At 60.9% G+C, this 20,202-nt stretch carries 17 protein-coding genes; 9 read left to right on the top strand and 8 right to left on the bottom strand.

Annotation, left to right across the window (positions count from 1 at the left end; translation table 11 throughout):
* Positions 1-3: 3 nt before the first annotated feature.
* Positions 4-294, bottom strand: coding sequence for a GNAT family N-acetyltransferase (locus AACZ55_RS02580; protein ID WP_339642736.1), 291 nt, complete (start codon positions 292-294; stop codon positions 4-6).
* A 413-nt stretch (positions 295-707) separates the two neighbouring features.
* Between AACZ55_RS02580 and AACZ55_RS02575 the strand changes: the two genes are divergently transcribed.
* From AACZ55_RS02575 to AACZ55_RS02565, 3 genes are all read left to right on the top strand, one after another.
* Positions 708-1,139, top strand: a complete 432-nt coding sequence (locus tag AACZ55_RS02575) for a universal stress protein (RefSeq protein WP_339642733.1) — start codon at positions 708-710, stop codon at positions 1,137-1,139.
* An 82-nt stretch (positions 1,140-1,221) separates the two neighbouring features.
* Entirely contained in the window at positions 1,222-2,799 is a 1,578-nt protein-coding gene (locus AACZ55_RS02570) for an alanine/glycine:cation symporter family protein (protein WP_339642730.1), read from the top strand.
* A gap of 214 nt (positions 2,800-3,013) precedes the next feature.
* Positions 3,014-4,024 (top strand): beta-1,6-N-acetylglucosaminyltransferase, encoded by a 1,011-nt coding sequence (locus AACZ55_RS02565; protein ID WP_339642727.1) that lies wholly within the window; start codon positions 3,014-3,016, stop codon positions 4,022-4,024.
* Between the two features lie 114 nt (positions 4,025-4,138).
* On the opposite strand, the gene AACZ55_RS02560 is transcribed toward AACZ55_RS02565, so the two are convergent.
* A complete protein-coding gene (locus AACZ55_RS02560; protein ID WP_339642724.1) occupies positions 4,139-4,543 on the bottom strand; it encodes a MerR family transcriptional regulator in 405 nt (134 codons plus the stop codon).
* A gap of 79 nt (positions 4,544-4,622) precedes the next feature.
* On the opposite strand from AACZ55_RS02560, the gene AACZ55_RS02555 reads away from it, so the two are divergent.
* Positions 4,623-5,612, top strand: a complete 990-nt coding sequence (locus AACZ55_RS02555; RefSeq protein WP_339642721.1) for an SDR family NAD(P)-dependent oxidoreductase — start codon at positions 4,623-4,625, stop codon at positions 5,610-5,612.
* A 27-nt stretch (positions 5,613-5,639) separates the two neighbouring features.
* On the opposite strand, the gene AACZ55_RS02550 is transcribed toward AACZ55_RS02555, so the two are convergent.
* From AACZ55_RS02550 to AACZ55_RS02540, 3 genes are all read right to left on the bottom strand, one after another.
* Positions 5,640-6,023, bottom strand: a complete 384-nt coding sequence (locus AACZ55_RS02550; protein WP_338607417.1) for a VOC family protein — start codon at positions 6,021-6,023, stop codon at positions 5,640-5,642.
* A 120-nt stretch (positions 6,024-6,143) separates the two neighbouring features.
* On the bottom strand, positions 6,144-8,039 hold the full coding sequence (locus tag AACZ55_RS02545) for a glucose/sorbosone family PQQ-dependent dehydrogenase (RefSeq protein ID WP_339642719.1): 1,896 nt from the start codon (positions 8,037-8,039) through the stop codon (positions 6,144-6,146).
* A gap of 152 nt (positions 8,040-8,191) precedes the next feature.
* Positions 8,192-8,830: a type VI secretion system-associated protein TagO gene (locus AACZ55_RS02540; RefSeq protein ID WP_339642717.1), complete on the bottom strand. Its 639-nt coding sequence runs from the start codon at positions 8,828-8,830 to the stop codon at positions 8,192-8,194.
* A gap of 155 nt (positions 8,831-8,985) precedes the next feature.
* On the opposite strand from AACZ55_RS02540, the gene AACZ55_RS02535 reads away from it, so the two are divergent.
* Positions 8,986-11,889, top strand: coding sequence for an insulinase family protein (locus tag AACZ55_RS02535; RefSeq protein WP_339642714.1), 2,904 nt, complete (start codon positions 8,986-8,988; stop codon positions 11,887-11,889).
* A 13-nt stretch (positions 11,890-11,902) separates the two neighbouring features.
* Positions 11,903-12,256, top strand: coding sequence for an MmcQ/YjbR family DNA-binding protein (locus AACZ55_RS02530; protein WP_339642806.1), 354 nt, complete (start codon positions 11,903-11,905; stop codon positions 12,254-12,256).
* Here AACZ55_RS02530 and AACZ55_RS02525 read toward each other — a convergent pair.
* Positions 12,253-13,566: a sorbosone dehydrogenase family protein gene (locus tag AACZ55_RS02525; RefSeq protein WP_339642711.1), complete on the bottom strand. Its 1,314-nt coding sequence runs from the start codon at positions 13,564-13,566 to the stop codon at positions 12,253-12,255. The genes AACZ55_RS02530 and AACZ55_RS02525 overlap by 4 nt on opposite strands.
* A 228-nt stretch (positions 13,567-13,794) precedes the next feature.
* Here AACZ55_RS02525 and ilvD point away from each other — a divergent pair, with 228 nt between their 5' ends.
* From ilvD to AACZ55_RS02510, 3 genes are all read left to right on the top strand, one after another.
* Positions 13,795-15,639: a dihydroxy-acid dehydratase gene (ilvD, locus tag AACZ55_RS02520; RefSeq protein ID WP_338607423.1), complete on the top strand. Its 1,845-nt coding sequence runs from the start codon at positions 13,795-13,797 to the stop codon at positions 15,637-15,639.
* Positions 15,640-15,773: 134 nt separating this feature from the next.
* Positions 15,774-16,736, top strand: coding sequence for a DMT family transporter (locus AACZ55_RS02515; protein WP_338607424.1), 963 nt, complete (start codon positions 15,774-15,776; stop codon positions 16,734-16,736).
* Positions 16,737-17,081: 345 nt separating this feature from the next.
* Complete coding sequence (locus tag AACZ55_RS02510) at positions 17,082-18,887, top strand: ABC transporter ATP-binding protein (RefSeq protein WP_339642706.1); 1,806 nt, start codon at positions 17,082-17,084, stop codon at positions 18,885-18,887.
* Here the strand turns inward: AACZ55_RS02510 and AACZ55_RS02505 are convergent.
* Both AACZ55_RS02505 and AACZ55_RS02500 read right to left on the bottom strand, forming a co-directional pair.
* The gene (locus AACZ55_RS02505) at positions 18,884-19,582 is read right to left on the bottom strand and encodes a hypothetical protein (protein WP_338607426.1); all 699 of its coding nucleotides are present in this window, start codon (positions 19,580-19,582) and stop codon (positions 18,884-18,886) included. The genes AACZ55_RS02510 and AACZ55_RS02505 overlap by 4 nt on opposite strands.
* Positions 19,579-20,103: an RNA polymerase sigma factor gene (locus AACZ55_RS02500; protein ID WP_339642703.1), complete on the bottom strand. Its 525-nt coding sequence runs from the start codon at positions 20,101-20,103 to the stop codon at positions 19,579-19,581. Before AACZ55_RS02500 ends, AACZ55_RS02505 begins: the two co-directional genes overlap by 4 nt.
* Positions 20,104-20,202 lie beyond the last annotated feature (99 nt).

Here is a 20,202-nt window from a genome sequence, read left to right as displayed (position 1 = left end):
TGCCTACCCCCGCACCACATCCTGCCATTCGGGATGGCGTTCGATCTGTGCCTTGGCGAACGGGCACAGCGGGATGATCTTGACCCCCTCGGCGCGCGCGTCCTCGATGCCGCGCAGCACCAGCGCCTCGCCCACCCCGCGTCCCCGCAGGGCATCGGGCACGCCGGTATGGTCGATGATCCGCTGGCGCGTGCCCACCATGGTATAGGTCATCTCCGCTTCATGCCCGTCGATGCGGACCACATAGCGCCCCTTGCCCTCACCATCCTCGCGCTCGATGGAAAAGTCGCTCATTTGAAAGTCCTTTCAGATCGCCCGGATGGGCATCGGAAAACAAGGCGGGATAATCGATCCCCCAGGATCTGGCGATGAAGATGCAGAGCCGCGGTCATCGGGTGCACTCTTTTCGATTTCAGGAGCCGATTTTGCGCAGGTTGCAAAGGCGAGGGCAAGTCCACGGCCCGGCGCCGGCCTTGTGGAAAACCCGCCGCCGAATGTGTATCGGGCGCCATGATTTCCCCAGCCCGGAGCCCCCCGGATCGATAATTGAAGACTCCTGCGACAATTTGCGCTTAACTTGTCGTTAAGGGGTCAAAATGGGTATGCCGGGCTGTTGCGGATAATAGAAAACCAGATGGCGCCCTGTTGCGGCGCAAAGCCCCCTTCATCCGATCCGTACTTGTGCTGGCGAGTTGAGGGGAAAATGGATGTCGGACATCTATATAGTGGGCTTCGACGGGACCGAAGCTTCGGGGCGCGCCGCTGATCTTGCGGCCGATCTCGCCAAGACCTCGGGGGCCACGCTGCATCTTGTGCTGGTGCTCGAATGGTCACCTTACAGTTTCCTGAGCCAGGAAGAATTGGCCGAGCGTCACAAGCGGCGTGAGGAGGAACTGGTTCGCGCCGCCAAGGTCGTCGAGCCCATTGCCGCAAAATACCGCGCCATGAGCATCACCACCACCCATGAGGTGCGCTACGGCCATGCCGGTGAAATCATATCGGACATCGCCACATCCTCGGGGGCAAAGCAGATCTTTGTCGGCCGCCAGGGCTCGCGAAAACTCACCGACCGCCTTTTGGGCGGGTTGACCATGGCGCTCGTCCAGATCGCCACGGTGCCGGTCACCGTGGTTCCGTAAGCGGGACACCCAAGGCAAAACCAGACTTCGCCCGCGGCCGACGGCAAAACGGCCCGGAGTGAGCGTTCAAGGGGACATTGAAATGAGAAAACTGCTTTTGGCACTGGCGCTGCTGCTGCCGCTGTTCGCCCTCCCCGCCTTCGGGCAGGAAGCGGCCGGGGAGGCCGCTGAAACCGCCGTCGAGGCTCAGGAAACCATCGAGGAAACCACCCGCACTGTCGACATGATGGTCAACGACGCCATTTCGCCGATCTCCAACGCGGTCGTCAGCGTCATCTTCTATTCCGTGCCCATCGCCGGGGTCGACTTCCCCCTCATCGTGGGTTGGCTGGTCGTCGCTGCGACCATCTTCACGGTCTATTTCGGCTTCATCCAGTTCAGGGTGTTCGGTCACGCCATCGCTCTTGTGCGCGGCGATTATTCCGATCCCAAGGATGCCGGCGAGGTCTCCCACTTCCAGGCGCTCGCCACCGCGCTGTCGGGAACGGTGGGGCTGGGCAACATCGCCGGGGTCGGCGTTGCCATCGCGGTCGGGGGGCCGGGCGCCACCTTCTGGATGATTCTGGCCGGTCTTCTGGGCATGGCGTCCAAGTTCACCGAGTGCACATTGGGCGTCAAATACCGCAACGAGCTGCCCGACGGGCGCGTCTCGGGCGGTCCGATGTACTATCTGTCCAAGGGCCTGGCCGAGCGCGGCATGGCCGGGCTGGGCAAGTTCTTCGCCATCTTCTTTGCCATCTGCTGCATCGGCGGGGCGCTGGGCGGGGGCAACATGTTCCAGTCCAACCAGTCCTTCCAGCAGCTCGTCAACATCACCGGCGGCAACGATGTCAGCCCGCTCGCCGGCTTTGGCTGGCTGTTCGGCATCATCATGGCGCTGATCGTCGGCGCCGTGATCATCGGCGGCATCAAGTCGATCGCCAAGGTCACAGAAAAGATCGTGCCTCTCATGGGCGTTCTCTATGTGGGCACGGCGCTGGTCATCATCCTGATGAACATCGGTTCCATCGGCTGGGCCTTCTCCCAGATCATCGGCGGGGCGTTCTCGCCCGAAGGCGTTGCGGGCGGGGCGATCGGCGCGCTGATCCAGGGGTTCCGCCGGGCGGCGTTCTCCAATGAAGCCGGCATCGGCTCGGCGGCCATCGCCCACTCGGCGGTGCGCACCAAGGAGCCGGCAACCGAAGGCATCGTCTCGCTACTCGAGCCGTTCATCGATACGGTGGTGATCTGCACGATGACCGCGCTGGTCATCATCTTCACCGGCGCACTGAGCACCGGGCTTACGGGCGTGGAGCTGACATCGGCCGCTTTCGGTGCGCAGTTCAGCTTCTTTCCCTATCTGCTGGCTCTGGCCGTGCTGTTGTTCGCCTTCTCGACAATGCTCAGCTGGTCCTATTACGGGCTCAAATCGTGGACCTATCTGTTCGGCGAGGGCAAGACGAAGGAAAATGTCTTCAAGATCATCTTCTGCGTCTTCGTGGTGATCGGCGCCTCGATGAGCCTTGGCCCGGTCATCGATTTCTCGGATTCGATGATCTTTGCCATGGCCCTGCCCAACATCATCGGGCTCTACCTCTTGATGCCGGTCGTCAAGCGCGAGGTGAACCAGTACTTCGCCAAGATCAAATCGGGCGAGATCAGGAAGGTAAAGGGGCACTGAGCGAGAAAACGCTGGCCTCATAAGAGGGTTGCGAGGGGCGGGACAACACCCGCCCCTTTGCCATTGCATCAGCGCTCCTTGTAACGGCAGCGTCCGATCACCATATATTACAATACGCTGTGCCGCTCATCGGAGCGCAATTCTGTCCGGCGTTGTCTCTTTGCGATCAGAAATAGATTTGATTGGTTTTCCTGAGACAGGAAACGCAATCGTTGTGCTCCAGGGTTTCGACAGCTGGGGGCGGCGATCTGTAGAGGTACGCCTGATGATCGCCTATTTTGTGCTGGTTCACCGTTATCCCGCGCAGTTCAAACGTCTCTTCAAGGCGATTTACCTGCCTGGCAATCAATATGTCATTCACGTGGACAAGAGTTCGGGGCCTGAGTTGGCAGAGGACATCGCAGCGTTCCTCAAGCCCTATCAGGACGTGGAACTGCTCGAGGCGCAAGATGCTCTCTGGGGTGGATACAGTCTGGTCGATGCAGAACTGCGTGGCATGGCCCGCCTGCTCGAAATGGACGGCCACTGGACCCATTACATCAATCTCTCTGGGCAGGATTTTCCGCTCAAGAGTCAGAATTACATCCGCGAGTTCTTCGCCGCCAACCCCGGCAAGCAGTTCATTCGCGCGCTCGACCAGCGCAAGGAACGTCCCGACACTCTCAACCGCATCAGCCATCTCTTCGTCGAAGAGCAGGGAAAGATGACCGCAACCGGCGTTGCCCGCCCGTTCCTGTCAAGCGATACGCCGTTTATTGGGACTCAGTGGAAAGCCGTCACCCGCAGCTTTTGCGAATTTGTCTGTCATGATCCCCGGGCCGACCGGTTCAAGACGTTCTATCGGAACAGCTTCATCGCGGACGAAGCGTTTTTCCAGACCGTGATCATGAACAGCGGCGACCAGGGCATCGTCATGAACGACGATTTGCGCATGATCGACTGGGTTCCCGATGGCGATATCAAGCTGCGCCCGCGCAATTACGGCGAGAAAGATCTCGACCAGCTCCAACAAAGCCCCGATCTTTTCGCGCGCAAATTCGATGCAGAGGACGACACGGCAATCCTTTCCCTGCTCGAACGCCATCTGCAATCGCCGGCAGCCAATACTTACCGCATCCCGGCGCCGGCACCCAGGACACCTTCCTATTCGAACACGGTGGACATGGCCTTCGTTGATCGGCCGACCCGTGATGATCGAGTGCACCCGTCGTCATTGACCAACTGATTCCAGTTGTGTCGCATCTGGCATGAATGCCGGCGTTGGGGGCAAATTGTGCGATTGTTCCCTCGCCAACGGCCCACGCCTTCAAGCTTTCCATGCCTTGACGCTGCGCCGGTTTCAATCGCAACCGTCCGCGGCGGCGTATTTCAGGCTGGGATGCTCGAGTTCGGGTGGATCACCGTTCGAGCCTGCATTGATCCATTCGATTTTCTCATCAAGGTAGCGGGCGAGTCGCAGCAGGTCTTCGCCGCGCGCCCGCAAATCGTCGCGGCGCTCCTTGAGGATTTCGAGCTGGCTCTCGTAAGGGGCATGCAAGACCGCGGAAATTTCCTTGAGCGACATCCCCAGCGCCTGACCAAACCTGATGACGTCGGCGACCCGGATGTCGGCCTCTGAGAACTCCTGATACGGGTTCCGCCCGCCCCTGGTGCCTTGCTGAGGCGTCATCAGGCCGGCCCTGACGTAATAGCGGACGGTGTCGACGCTGAGCGCCGTGCGGCGGGCAAATTCGGAAATAAGCATTTTCTTCCATTGACCATGGACCTTACTCCTGGGTTACTAGCTGGTCTCCAGTCCCGCCGCAAGGCCAATGGAGATCAGCATGCAACATCAACAGACCGTCATCATCACCGGGGGCAATTCAGGACTGGGCCTGGCGTGTGCCAAAGCTCTTCTAGCCAATTCACCCGATCTGCAAGTGGTCATTGCCGCCCGGGACGCAGGGCGGGCCCGCGCTGCGGTCGAAGCGCTGCGGCAGGCAGCGCCGCAGAACGGCGCGAATGTCGAAGCGATGATGCTCGATCTGGCGTCGTTGGCTTCGGTGCGCGCCTTTGCCGAAGAACTGGATCGCCGGCTGGCGGCGGGCAGTTTGCCGCCCGTCAAAGGGCTCGTCTGCAATGCTGGCTTTCAGGGCGCTCGCGGGCTGACGGCAGATGGCTACGAGAGAACATTCGGCGTCAACCACCTGGGCCATTACCTGCTGGTCAATCTGGTGCTTCCCCTGCTCGCCCCCTCGGCGCGCATTGCAATCGTGGCCAGCGGCGTGCATGATCGTGCTCAACTGGCAACCCTTCCGTCTGCCCTTGCAGCCACAATGCCCGGTCCGGCATGGAACGAACCCATAAAGCTTGCCCATGGAGAAATGGGTCCCGAGGCCGGAAATGACGATGAAGCCGCCGACCGGGGCCGGCGCTATTCAACCTCAAAGCTTGCCAACATCTACTTCGCCTACGAACTTGCGCGGCGCCTTCCGGCCGGTACGACAGCGAACGCATTCGATCCGGGGCTGATGCCCGGTACGGGCCTTGCCCGCGAATATCCGGCGCCGGCCCGCTTTCTGTGGCGGGTGGTGCTGCCCAGGCTCCTGCCCCTCATGCGCCGGCTCGTCACACCCAACATCCATTCCACCACGGAATCGGGCGCAGCCCTTGCCCGGCTCATTGTCGATCCCGCCCTGGAAAACACCAATGGCCGCTACTTTGAAGGCCTGCGGGAAATCCGCTCCTCGACAGAATCCTACGACCCCAAAAGGGCCCGGGACCTTTGGGACACCAGCGCTCTTCTGACCGGTCTGGCCCCCGTTCCGGCATAGGAGTCAAGAGCCGTTGACCCTGTTCAGTCAGGCACTGTTCAAGTGCAAAATGTTCCCGTCGGGGTCCTTGAACCAGACCATCTTGAACCCGCCCGCGCTGTGGATGCCGTCCTTATAATCGACGCCCATATCGGGATAGTGCTCGAAGGTGACGCCCTTGTCGCGCAGGTCGGCGACAATCGCCTCGATATCGCCGCCGCAATCGAACACCACCGCGTTGGCCTTGTTGGTACCGGCAAAGTCCGAAGGATAGACGAGCAGGTGGGTGCTGCCGGTTCGGTAGACCAGAACGCCGCCCATTCCGTCCTCCTTTAGGTCGAGGCCGAGTGTTTCGCTGTAGAATGTGCGCGCCCGTTCGATGTCGCTGACCGCGACGATGGCCGACGAAACCTTGTCTTTGAGCTGGGCCATGATGGTTCTCCTGTGTGATTACCCTTCAAGGACGCAGGGTGCAGGACCGTTCCGACACGGACCAAAAAAAAGGCGGGATCGCTCCCGCCTTTCAGAACTGAGGTTCAAAAGCGTTCCGCCTCAGCGGGCCGCCGCAACGTCTTCGGTGGTCAGAATACCGAAATCATTGCCGAACGAATTGCGGATATAGGTGCCGATCTCGGCGATGTCGTCATCGCTGAGCTGGTTGCCGAAGGCGGGCATATAGCCGAAGCCGTGAACGATGGTGTTGGCCACAAAGCCGGCATCGGCGAGTTCGCCATTGCCAGCCAGGACCGCACCGGCGCCACCCTGCCCGGCCGGGCCGTGGCACATGGCACAATTGGCCGCGAATTTGGGCGCACCCAGATTGGCGACTTCGGTAACGTCGGACTCGCTGGTGATGCCAGTGGCCGCCGCTTCGTCGCCCGAGTCATCCTCGGCCGGCGCAGGTTCATTGCCCGTGTTGGGATCCTCGAACTCGGCCGGGCCCGCTTCAGCCTGCGGGCTCGCGTTGAAGTCGTTGCCTTCGACAACGCCGCCCAGGCCGCCGCCCTCTTCACCATAGGTGAACATCAGGATCGCACCGGGGTTGTGCAACACCGAGGTGTTGAGACCTTCGCCGAACTTCTGTGCGGCCGAACCGAACGCATCGGTTGCGATGAACACAGTCTTGTTGTCGGGCGAAATGATGACGTCGCGATAGCGGTTCTGGGTCGAGAGCCAGGCGGTCGGCAGGCCATCGGCCTCGGTTCCGTCTTCGCTCAGCGCCTGCACATAGAGCGTGCCGTGCTTGAGGGTCGGGATCAGCACCGAATTGTCCCATTCGGTGATGCCGTCTTCACCCGCGTCGTAATACAGGATCGAGGACGGTGCGATGGTGGGGTCGCAGATATAGCCGCAGATCTCGCCGATCGGATAGTCGTCTTCGACGGCAAAATAGGCAGCCAGCGGATCGACCATGTCGCCTTCGAAATCGCTTTCCTCGAACTGCGGCACGCTGTCGGGCAGCGGGTCGGTATTCTGGTCGACGTCTTCGGGAGCTTCGCTCCAGTTGATGTAGGTGTAAGCCTGATCGTCGATGAAGCCGGACACATTGGGCCAGCCATAATTGCCGCCGGGCTCGATGATGTTGAGCTCATCGCCGCTGGCCGGACCGTGCTCGGCCTCATAGAGCGTGCCATCGGGGCCGAACGCGATCCCCTGCGGGTTGCGGTGACCGTAGCTCAGGATGTGGCTCTTGACGCCATCGATCTCGGGATTGTCCTCGGGGATCGAACCATCGAGGTTGAGGCGCAGGATCTTGCCCGAATAGGTGTGGTAATCCTCGCTGTCGACCTCGTCCTGGGTGGGAAGGGCCTGGGCCAGGTTGGGCCGGCGGAAATTGCGGCCGAAATTGGCGCCCTGTTCACCGATGGAATAATAGATCTTTTCGTCGGGACCGAACACCACACGACCCGCGTTGTGGTCGTTCCAGGCCGGAAGTCCCTCGATCAGGATCATCGGATCGACCAGCTGCTGGAGGTTTTCGTCATAGGTATAGCGCACGATCTGGGCCGAGGGATCGGGCTCTTCGGCAGTGCCGTTGTTGATCGTATAGCCGATATAGACGTAGTCGTTGCCTGTGCCTTCGAGCAATTCGGGATGCAGCGCCATGCCGAGCAGACCCTCATGCTGGGGGCCGGTATAGACGTCCTCGAGAGTGAGGAGCACCTGTTTGGCGCCCGAAACCGGGTCGACACGCGTGACTTCACCGCCGGTGCGCTCGGTCACCCAGATCATGTCATCGGGGCCCCAGCGCAGTGCCCATGGGTTGTCCAGACCGGTGGTCAGCACGCGCGAGGAAAACAGCGAATTGTCGCCGCTTTCGATCTCGACCGGCGTCACCTGGGCAGCAACCATGCTCGTGGAAAGCATAAGGGCTGCGGCGACCGCGCCTCCCATTAGCACTTTCGCAATAGGCGCCCTGCCTTCGCGTCCCGTTTGTCGCGTAGCCATGAGCAATCTCCTGTAAATTTTTGAAAATAGTCTGTGAGGATGCGGCCGCGAAACAGTGCGGCTGCCCGCGCAGGAAACGCACATGCGGCCCGCGCGTTCCACAACAATCAGACTTTAGTTCTATCAAACAAATGTGACAATCGCGAACTGCCCTACCACCCGCATGCCTCGCGGACCGGCTGCAGCGCGGCCTCGATTCCCTCGAGCTGAAAACTGACCGTCACCGAACGCTGGGACTGCGGCGTGGCCCGGACCAGAAGGCGCTCGCTCTGTCGCAATTGCCCGATCACCGCCCGGGCGGCTTCCGTCTCGAAAAATCCGACGGCCAGCCGGTCGGGGGCAAGAGCGACCGATTGGGTCCGGGGCGGCTGGCGGTCGTATTGCAGCGTGAGTGCGGCGCTGTTGGATGTGGGGGTGCCCATCGCCGAACCGGCGAAGCCGAACTGCACGGTCGTCTCGCCATCGAGGCACAATATCGTCAGCCGCGCCGGTGCGCGCCCACCGGCCAGGGCGGGGATAAGCTGCTCGGATTCGAGCGTGGCGAACGGCACTTCGGTCCCCTCGATCTGCGAGACCTCGATCCCGCTCGTCCAGAGCCCCTGGTCGGCATCGGTCTGACTGCCGCCGCCGGTAAACTGGCCCGAGCGGAAAATCGAATCATAGCATGCCAGTCTCTCGCTGGCCGGTCCGATGGCGGCACAACGTTCGGGCGCCATCTGGGCCAGAGCGGGCACCGGCGCTGCCGAAAATCCGGCTAACGCCATTATCGCCGCCAACCCAAATCTATTCATCCGCCCGGTCTCCCGCGATATTTCTCATTGTTGGGCAATGTGGTGGCCCCGAACGCTCAAGTCCATACATTTTCACGACATTGTTTGGGGGAGGTTGGCAGCGGCCATGCCCGCTCCTACATTGGCGCACACGTCCCGCCCAAGAGGAGCCCTTCATGCCGCACCATCCCGCCTTTGAGCTGATCGCCGAGGAAAAGATCAACGAGATCAATTCCTTGGCGCGCCATTACCGGCATAAAAAGACCGGTGCGGAAGTGCTTTCGCTCATCAATGACGATGAAAACAAGGTGTTCGGCATCTCCTTTGCCACGCCCCCCCAGGATTCGACCGGTTTGCCCCATATCCTGGAACATTCGGTCCTTTGCGGCTCGGAAAAATTCCCTGTCAAAAAGCCGTTCGTGGAGATGCTCAAAGGCTCGCTGCACACCTTCCTCAACGCCATGACCTTCCCCGACAAGACGGTCTATCCGGTGGCCAGCCAGAACCTTGCGGACTTCTACAATCTCACCGAAGTCTATATGGACGCAGTGTTTTTTCCGCTCCTGACCCGCGAGACCTTCCAGCAGGAAGGCTGGCATTACGAGATCGAGAACCCGCACGATTCCATGATCTTCAAGGGCGTGGTCTTTAACGAAATGAAGGGCGGATTCTCATCACCCGACCAGGTCAATTACGCCTACGCCCTGCAATCACTTTTCCCCGATGCGGTCTATTCGAACTATAGTGGTGGCGATCCGCGGGTCATGCCCGATCTCACATACGAACAGTTCAGGGATTTTCACAAACGCTACTATCACCCCTCCAACGCCCAGATCATATTCTACGGCGACGATGATCCCGAAAAGCGGCTCGAACTGCTCGACGCCGTGCTATCACGCTTTGAAAAAGGCGAGAAAGCACAAGCACATACGCCGCAAAAGCGCTTCGATTCCCCGCGCCGGTTCGAAAAGACCTATCCGGCCGAGGACGCCAACAAACGCTCGTCTTTCGTCACGCTCAACTGGATGGTCGATCCCACCGACGACATCGAGGAGCAGCTGGCCCGCACCGTGATGCGCCGTGCGCTGGTCGGCAATTCCGCAGCGCCGCTGCACAAGGCCCTGATCGAATCCGGGCTGGGTGAAGCCATCATCTCGTCGGCCATCGAACTCTCCCAGCCGGTCCTCAATTTCGGGCTGCGCGGCGCCAATGGTGACGACGCCGACCGGATCGAAACGCTGATCCTGAACACCCTCGCCCACCTTGCCGAGCACGGCATTGATGACGCGACCATCGAAGCCACACTCAACTCGCTCGAGTTCGAACTCCGAGAGCAGAACACCGGCGGCTATCCTCGCGGAATCGCTTACTTTTTCGGCGCCCTGAACAATTGGCTCTATGGTCGCGATCCCCTTGACGGACTGCGTTTCGAAGCGGCGCTGGCCAGTCTCAAGGCCCGCATCGCGTCGGGCGAGAAGGTCATTGAAAATCTCATCCGAACCACCCTTCTCGACAACACCCACCGCACCACGCTGGTCCTGCGGCCCGATCCCGAACAGGCAGAGCGCGAGGAAGCCGCCGAACGCGCCCGGCTCGATGCAGCCCGCGCCGCGATGAACGACAACGATATCGCCGCCGCCATCGAGACAACCAAAAAGCTCAAGGCTCTCCAGAACGCCGCCGACAAGCCCGAAAATCTGGCGAAAATCCCGACCCTGACCGTCGCCGACCTGCCGCGCGAAGGGATGACCATTCCCACCGAGGAGTTGGCCGTGGAGGGCGTGCGAACGCTGGTTCACGACCTCCCCACCAACGGCATCGTCTATCTCGATTTAGGCTTTGATCTCAAAACCTTGCCGCGCGATCTGCTGCCCTATCTGCCCGTGTTCTCCCGGGCGCTCAAGCAGACCGGGACCTCTAGCGCCGATTTCGTCGCGCTCACACAACGCATCGGCCGCTCGACCGGCGGCATCGGGATTTCCCGGATCAATTCGCCCATCCTCGATAGCGCCGAAGCCGCTGCGTTTTTGATGGTCCGTGCCAAGGCCACGTCCGAAAAGACCGGTGAAATGCTTGATATCGTTCACGATATCCTGACAGATGCCCGGCTGGACAATCGTGACAGAATCCGCCAGATCGTCGCCGAAGACAAGGCGCGGACCGAGGCATCCCTGGTCCCCTCGGGCCATCAATACGTCTTCACGCGCCTGCGCGCTTCGCTCCATGAGGCCGACTGGCTGTCCGAGCAGACCGGCGGCGTCACCCAATTGCTCTTCCTGCGCGAATTGGCGCAAAAGATCGAGAATGACTGGGCTTCGGTGCAATCAGCACTCGAAGACATCCGCGCTCATCTCATCAACGCCAATGCCGCCATTGCCAATGTGACCACCGATGGATCAGCGTGGCCCGGCTTTGCCGATGAGCTCAAGAGTTTCATCGGACGCCTCCCGCGTCACGATTTCGTCCGCGCCGACTGGTCGCCCCTGCCCCATCCGGCCAATGAAGGACTGACCATTCCGGCTCAGGTCAACTACGTGGCCAAGGGGGGCAACCTCAAGGCGCTCGGCCATGAGCCGTCCGGCGCGCTGTCGGTGGTCACCAAATATCTCGGCACCACCTATCTCTGGGACAAGGTCCGCGTCGAAGGTGGCGCCTATGGCGGGTTCGCAAGCTTCAATCCACTTGCCGACACCTACGCATTCGGCTCGTACCGCGATCCCAATCTGGTGGCTACGCTCGACGTTTACGACGCCGCTCCGGCCTTCCTGCGCAAAGGCGTTTCAAAGGCCGATATCGCCCGTTCCATTATCGGCACGATCGGCGATCTCGATCCCTACCTTCTGCCCGATGCCAAAGGCTACACGGCGCTGATGAGGATCCTTACCGGCGTTACCGAGGACTATCGGCAGAAGCGCCGCGAACAGGTGCTGTCGACTTCGGAAGCCGATTTTGCCAAGGCGGCGGACCTTCTGGACGAAGTGGCCCGCAACGGACACATCGTTGCCATGGGATCGGAAAAGTCCATAACCGCCGCAAACCGCGAGCGGAACGGATTCCTTAGTGTTTCCAAGGTGCTCTGAGGTGTCGGCCGGCATCTTTCATAGGAAGGGGTTCGACGATTTCGTCGCGGCACTGGCAGGCACTTCACTTGTCGATCAATGGGACGCCCACGTCGCCAAGGTCGGTGGGAAGGTGTTCGTTCTGCTCAGCGCAGACGAGGAGGGAGCGGCCCTGACCTTCAAGTGCAGCGAAGAAAGCTTTGAGCTTCTGACCACGCTCGATGGCGTCGGACAGGCTTCGTACTTCGCCAAGCGCAAATGGGTTACAGCCGCAGAACGCGCGCCCCTATCGGCCACCGAACTCGAAGCCTATGTGAAGCGCTCCTACGAACTCGTAGCAGCAGGCCTGACGCGCAAGGCGCGTCAGGCCCTTGGGATCGACGGTTAGGCCGCTGTTACACGCCAGACGATGTGACCGACGTCGTCGGCGACCAACAAGGCACCGTCCTTGGCGACAGTGACGCCGACCGGGCGGCCATTGGAGAACTTCTCGTCTTCCGAAAGGAAGCCACCGAGAATTTCGATTGGCTCGCCGGAGGGCTTTCCGCTCTCGAACGGCACCAGAATGACCCTGTAGCCGGAGAGTTTCGAGCGGTTCCACGAGCCATGCTGCCCGATCACCATGCCCTCTGGAAGGCCCGGCAGCGTGCCCGCCGGAAGCCAGCACAGGCCCAGCGAAGCGGTATGTCCGCCCAGCGCATAATCGGGCGCCGTGGCCCTGGCAACCAGGTCGGTCCGCTGTGGCTGCACACGGTCATCAACCGTGTTGCCCCAATAGGAATACGGCCAGCCATAAAAGCCGCCATCCTTGACCGAGGTCAGATAGTCGGGAGGCGTTTCGTCGCCCAGACCGTCGCGTTCGTTGACCACGGTCCACAGTTTCCCGCCGGTCGGCTCCCAGGCCATGCCGACCGGGTTGCGCAAGCCACCGGCAAATTCGCGGTTCTGGCCCGTCTCCAGATCGAGTTCGACAATGCAGGCGCGGCCCTCCTCGGTTTCAAAACCTTCTTCGGCAATGTTGGAAAGCGAGCCGATAGCGACGTAGAGCTTGGTCCCGTCCGCGCTGGCAATAACGTTGCGGGTCCAGTGGCCGCCATCCTTCATCGTGAAGATTGTCTTGCCCTGGGCTGCGATGGTGGTCTGGCCGTCCTCATAGGGGAACGCCACGACACTATTGGAGTTGCCGACATAAAATGTCGAACCGATCAGGGCCATGCCGAAGGGCTGGTGCTGGTCCTTGAGGAACACTTCACGGATTTCGGGCACACCATCGCCGTCGGCATCGCGCAAGAGCGTGATCTGATTGGCGTTCGGAAAGGTCGCGCCGGCCCGCTTCATCGTCCGGTTCATGGCATAATCCATAAAGCCCGAGACCTTGCGGGGAATGGTTGCGGATTCGGCAACGAGCACATCACCATTGGGCAGCGCATAGACCCAGCGCGGGTGTTTGAGCTTTTCGGCGAATACGCTGACCTTAAGACCGGGAGCGGTCCGTGGCTTGGCGCCACCCTGCCAGCCCCGCGCCGTAGGCATCTTGAGCATGGGAACCGCGCCCTGCGGCTTTGCGGACGGAATGGCTGGCTTTGTGCCAAATTGTGGCGCATGCGTTTTGACACGCGTGGTCCACCACACGTAGCCACCGCCGATAATGACGACCGCAAGGATTGCGATCACCAGCAAGATTGTCCAGACCGACATAGGGCCCTCCCAGAGGCGAAACTTCCAAAAGGCGATCTATTGCGCGATCCGGACGGTCCGGGCAACCGAGCAGCGCAACTTTTTGCCGTACCGTACGTTACGGTACGGTTTATCTTTACACTGCGTGCCAGCGGCGTTAGAGATAGGACATGGTTTCGGCAGCGCCCGAGGAGACGCTGGCCGGAACGGGCCAAGAGCCGACAATTTTTCTTTTCCGCAGGTGACCTCATGCCCGCATATCGTTCACGTACAACCACCCATGGCCGCAACATGGCCGGTGCCCGCGGCCTTTGGCGCGCCACCGGCATGAAGGATGGCGATTTCGGCAAGCCGATCATTGCCGTCGTCAATTCGTTCACCCAGTTCGTGCCGGGCCATGTGCATCTGAAAGACCTCGGGCAGATGGTAGCGCGCGAAATCGAACGCGCTGGCGGTGTGGCCAAGGAATTCAACACCATCGCGGTCGATGACGGCATCGCAATGGGCCATGACGGAATGCTCTATTCCCTGCCCAGCCGCGAAGTGATCGCCGACAGTGTGGAATACATGGTCAACGCGCACTGCGCGGACGCCATGGTGTGCATTTCCAACTGCGACAAGATCACGCCAGGCATGCTGAACGCGGCAATGCGACTCAACATTCCCGTGGTGTTCGTTTCGGGCGGACCGATGGAAGCCGGCAAGGTCGTCCATCGCGATAAATTGCAGGCTCTCGATCTGGTCGACGCCATGGTCGTTGCTGCCGACGACAGCTATACCGATGAGGAAGTGACCGCCATCGAGGAGGCTGCCTGCCCGACCTGTGGATCCTGTTCGGGAATGTTCACGGCCAATTCGATGAACTGCCTCACCGAGGCACTTGGTCTGTCGCTGCCGGGAAATGGCTCGACACTGGCGACCCACGCCGACCGCAAGCGGCTGTTTCTGGAGGCAGGGCATCTGATCGTCGATCTCGCCCGCCGCTATTACGAACAGAACGATGAAAGTGTGCTGCCGCGTTCGATCGTCACCAAAAAGGCTTTCCAGAACGCCATGGCGCTCGACATTGCCATGGGTGGCTCGACCAACACCGTGCTGCACATCCTGGCCGCTGCCTATGAAGGCGAGGTCGATTTCACCATGGACGACATCGACGCGTTGTCGCGCAAGGTGCCGGTGCTGTGCAAGGTGGCGCCCGCCAAGCAGGACGTTCACATGGAAGACGTCCACCGCGCCGGCGGTATCATGAGCATTCTGGGACAACTCGATCGCGCCAACCTTCTGCATCGGGAGTTGCCGACCGTCCACAGCGCAACCCTGGGGGATGCGCTGGATCGTTGGGACATTTCGCGGACCAATTCGGAAAGCGTGCGACAGTTCTTCATGGCGGCACCGGGCGGCGTGCGCACGACGCAGGCGTTCTCGACCGAAAACCGCTGGGCTGAACTCGATCTCGACCGCAAGGATGGCGTGATCCGCTCCACCGAGCATGCCTTTTCCAAGGATGGGGGCCTTGCCGTTCTCAAGGGCAATATCGCGCTCAATGGCTGCGTGGTCAAAACGGCTGGCGTTGACGAATCCATTCTCAAATTCACCGGCAAGGCTGTGGTTTTCGAAAGCCAGGACGACGCGGTCTCGGACATTTTGACCGGCAAGGTAAAGGAGGGCGACGTGGTCGTCATCCGCTACGAAGGCCCCAAGGGCGGGCCGGGCATGCAGGAAATGCTCTATCCTACCAGCTATCTGAAATCGAAGGGGTTGGGGAAGGCCTGCGCCCTGGTGACCGACGGGCGGTTTTCCGGCGGCACCTCAGGGCTTTCCATCGGACACGCCTCGCCCGAAGCGGCGCAGGGCGGGGCCATCGGGCTGGTGGAAAACGGAGATACCATCGAGATCGATATCCCGAACCGCACGATCAACCTGCTGATTTCGGACGCCGATCTGGCCGCCCGCCGCGCGGCCATGGATGCCAAGGGTCCCGATGCGTGGAAGCCGGAAGCGCCGCGCAAGCGCAAGGTGACCACCGCGCTCAAGGCCTATGCGGCCTTTGCGGCAAGCGCCGATCTGGGTGCTGTCCGCATCCTTCCCGAATAGAGAGAATGCCGGCTCTGGGAGCCGGCATCTCCATTTCATATGCGGCACAGTGCTGCATATGAATTGGCCCCTTGCATAGCGGTGCAATTGGGCTAGGTTCGGCCCTACCCTCCCGTTCCTGCCAGGCGTGCTTCATGTCCAGTTCGACCGTCGGGCACCAGGATCGCCGTTTGTTTGCGATCGGCCTGGCGCTTGTCACCTATATTTTCTTCACGATCTGCGACACCTGCGCCAAATGGATGGCACTTTCGGGGATGCCGCCCACCCAGGTGGCGTTCGGGCGCTATTTCGTGCAGTTCGCCTTTATGGCCGGACTGCTGCTGCCGCAATTGGGTCTGGCCAGCTTCAAGACACGGCGTCCCGTGTTGCAAATCCTGCGCGGGTTCGGGCTTTTGGGCATGACGGCGTTCAATTTCTTTGCGCTGCTCTACCTGCCGCTGACCGTGACGTCCTCTATCATGTTCGGCATGCCATTGCTGATCACCGCCCTGTCGGTACCATTTCTGGGCGAACAGGTCGGCTGGCGGCGCTGGATGGCCATCCTCGTGGGGTTCGTGGGTATCGTCATCATCATCCAGCCGTGGGACGCGAGTTTCCATTGGGCGATTTTCCTGTCTCTTGGCAGCATCCTGTCGGCCGGGCTTTATTTCATTCTGACGCGCAAGCTGACGGAAACCGAAACCACGGCCAGCCTGCAACTTTATGCCGGTTTGGTTGGCACCGTTTGCCTGTTGCCGTTTGCGCTGGCCAATTGGACCTGGCCCGAAGGACCACTGACCTGGATCATCTTTCTGGGCGTTGGACTGGCCGCCATGACGGGTCATCAGATTTCGATCATCGCCCATCGCTACGCGCCGGCATCAATTCTCGCGCCGTTCGGTTATAGCCAGATCATCTGGATGACGCTCTCGAGCTGGCTGATCTTTCATCAGCCGCCCACGCTGTGGCTGTTTGTTGGCGGGCCCATCGTGATCGGGTCTGGGCTTTATATCTGGCTACGCGAGCGCCAACTGGCCAAGAAGGCCGTCCGCCCCGTCACGACGGCCGATGCCGATATCGCCGCTGAGAAAAAGGACGCAGAAGGCCATCCGGCCTGACCGAGCGATCGTCGTTTTTGGACAATCCTTCCCCATGTGGCAAATTTTTCTACCCAAAAGCTCTTGGCGAGACATTTTTTCGCATCTATAAGAAGTGCTCGTTTGGCGCAAACCTGCAAGGAGGCGTTGCATTGACCAGTATCACCGCACCCTCCCAGGGTTATGAACGCCACCGTTAGGTTGCCGGCCATGCCCCGCGTCCGCCGCCTCTAGAGGCCGTTGCGCATCTTCCTTCAAGTTCAAGCGACCGTCACACGGGCACCAGTCCGTCTGTCGTTCGTCCATACCATTTCCAGTTCATAGGACCGGCGCGCCTGCATGCTTGCGGCAACCGGTATCGGGACCATGACTCGCAAGAAACTCGATATTAAGGGAACGACTTATCGGTCCGTTCTCGGCTACACTTTCAGACATTGGCAACGCCAGCCCTGGCGCATCGCCGCGATTTTGGGCTTCATCACGCTGGCGACGCTGGCCGATGTGATGACGCCCTATTTCGCGGGCCGGCTTGTCGAGGCTATTGCCTCGGGTTCGGTGGGGAACGAAACCACGCTTGAGGCGGCATTTTCGGCCCTGGCTATTCTTGTCGCCCTTGGCGCAACGGCAGTCGTCCTGCGGTTCGGCGCGTTCCGCAACATCATTCGGCTAACGCTTTTCATGATGGCGGACGTGGTCAACGAGACCTTCCATCGCGTACAGCGCTTCTCGACCGACTGGCACGCCAACACCTTCGCCGGCTCCACCGTGCGCAAGATTACGCGCGGGATGTGGTCGCTCGATCTGTTGAACGACACGCTGCTTGTCGCTCTGTTTCCCTCGACGATCATGCTTGTGGGTACAACGGTGCTGCTGGCCTCGTTCTGGCCAATCATGGGGCTGGTAATCGGGCTTGGATCGCTGCTCTTTATCGCCGGAACCATAGGCATCACCGTCGCTTACGTCTCGCCGGCGGCTTCGCTTTCCAATGCCTGGGATACCAAGGTGGGCGGTGCCTTGTCCGATGCCATCGGCTGCAATGCCGTGGTCAAGGGCTTTGGCGCTGAAGCGCGCGAAGAAACCCGGTTGGGCGGCGTTGTCGCCAAATGGCAGAAGCGCACGCTGCGGACCTGGAACCGCTACAATCTCAACGGGGTCGCCCAGGATACTGCCCTGCTCATTCTGCGCGCCACCATCCTGGGAACCGGTGTCCTGCTCTGGCTGCAAGGCGTGGCAAATGCAGGCGACATCACCTTCGTTCTGACCTCGTTTTTCGTGCTTCAGGGGTATCTGCAGGACGTGGGGATGCATTTCCGCAACCTGCAGCGCTCGGTCAACGAGATGGAGGAGCTGGTCGAACTCGACGCGGCACCCTATGGCGTTGCCGACGTGGCCGGAGCCACGCCGATCCGTATTGGCGCCGGAGCCATCGATTTCGACAGGGTGACATTCCAGTATGGCGGACACGAATCCCCGCTCTACAAGGATTTTTCTGTGACGATCAAGTCAGGCGAGCGTGTCGGTCTCGTGGGGCATTCGGGCTCGGGCAAAACGACATTCGTCAAGCTCATCCAGCGCCTCTATGACATCAATGACGGCCAGATTCTGATCGATGGGCAGAACATTGCCGAGCATGAACAGGCCAGTCTTCGCAGCCAGATTGCCATCGTGCAGCAGGAGCCGATCCTGTTCCACAGGACACTGGCCGACAACATTGCCTATGCGCGTCCCGGTGCAACGCGCGCCGAAGTGATGGATGCGGCCAGAATGGCCAACGCCCATGACTTCATCGTCTCCCTGCCGAAAGGCTATGAGACCATGGTGGGTGGGCGCGGGGTGAAGCTCTCCGGCGGTGAACGTCAGCGGGTGGCCATTGCGCGGGCCTTTCTGGCCAACAACCCGATCCTGATCCTGGACGAAGCCACATCGAGCCTGGATTCGGAGAGCGAGTTGCTGATCCAGCAGGCCATCGAACGCCTGATGACCGGTCGCACGACGCTGGTCATCGCGCACCGGCTCTCGACAGTTCGCGCCCTCGACCGGATTCTTGTGTTCGACAAGGGCCGAATTGTCGAGGAAGGCGATCATATGGCGCTGATCCGCCGCGAAAGCGGCATCTATCGCCGGCTGTTCGAAAAACAGGCTCTGGAATTGACCAAGGGACTGGTCGCCTAAAATTGCCCGAACCGCTCGGCCTCCTCGTCAGGGCCGAGCGGCGAGCCCGCGCCAAGCGAGGACAGGTAGGCGTCGATGCTGGCCGATACGCCGTCGGACGCCGCGGCAAAGCCGTCCGTCACACCTCCGGCCAGGGCCAATTCAACCTGGTATCCCGCCCCCCGGTCGCACGCGACCCCGCTCAGGCTCTCGCTCGGGTCCTGGTAAGCAAAACTGCGGCAAAAGCCCTGATCGAGAGGATAAGAACCAAGGACCGTGAGTTGGCCGTTTTCCAGCGCCGTTGGCACACCGGCAGGCGCGGTTGCGATGATCGAGGCAATCTCGGCGGTGCTGGAAAACGGGCCGGGCGTCGCCCCCCGTCCCAGCAGATAACCGCCACCGACCCCTAGGGCCAACACGACGCATGCAGCGAGCGGCAGGGCGGCGCGGACCCAGTTGCGGGCCGGAAACGGCAGTACCGTGCTGCGCGACCCATCCCGGACGGCTTCGACCAGTTTTGTTGGCGGCGGGGCCGACAAGATATCGGCAAAAGCCATGCGTGCCGCGTTGGCGCTGGCAGAAAAAGCCTGCGCACGCTCGGCGAGCACCGGGTCGGCGGCAATCGCATCGGCGATGGCCCTGCTGGTGGCCGCGTCGAGTTCCCCGTCGATGTGAGCCATAAGCATTTCGTCGGTCACTTCCTTGGATTCGGTCATTGTCTTTCCGCCGTTCTGGTCGCCGAAATATCGGTTTGGCTGAGTTCATCGGCCAGTCGCAACCGAGCCCGTGCCAGCCGGCTCATCACCGTGCCCACAGGAATATCGAGCACGTCCGCCGTATCGCGGTAGCTCAGCCCCTCGACGCAAACCAGCGTCAGGACGCTCCGTTGTTCTTCGGGCAAGGCCGAGACCAGGCGCCAGGTGCGCGCAAGTTCGGACCGGCTTTCAACAAGCGCTCTGCCATCGTCGCCCAACCTGTCGTTTATGGGATCGGTGGTATCCTCGAGCGTTTCGCGCCGCCGTTTGCGGTAGACGTCGATCCACAGATTGTGGATGATCCGCATCATCCACGCATCGAGCCGCGTGCCGGGCGCAAATTTTTCCGGTGCCCGCAGCGCACGCTCGCAGGCAGCCTGGACAACATCGTCTGCATCGGCCGGGCCGCGCGTCAGAGACAACGCAAATGCCCGCAACCGTGGAAGCAAATCGACTATCTGATCACCGATATCGGGCGGCACCAATATCTCCCGTCGTCATGACACTGCGGCGCTAACGGTTCAGGGTCCGACTTATTCCACGCGGCGTTCACTTTTTTACGCGGGCATGAATAATTTTCC

Source organism: uncultured Pelagibacterium sp. (genome assembly GCF_963972885.1).
Taxonomy (GTDB): Bacteria; Pseudomonadota; Alphaproteobacteria; order Rhizobiales; family Devosiaceae; genus Pelagibacterium; species Pelagibacterium nitratireducens.
Note: the sequence above shows the minus strand (reverse complement) of the source record. Positions and strands in the feature narration are given on the sequence as shown.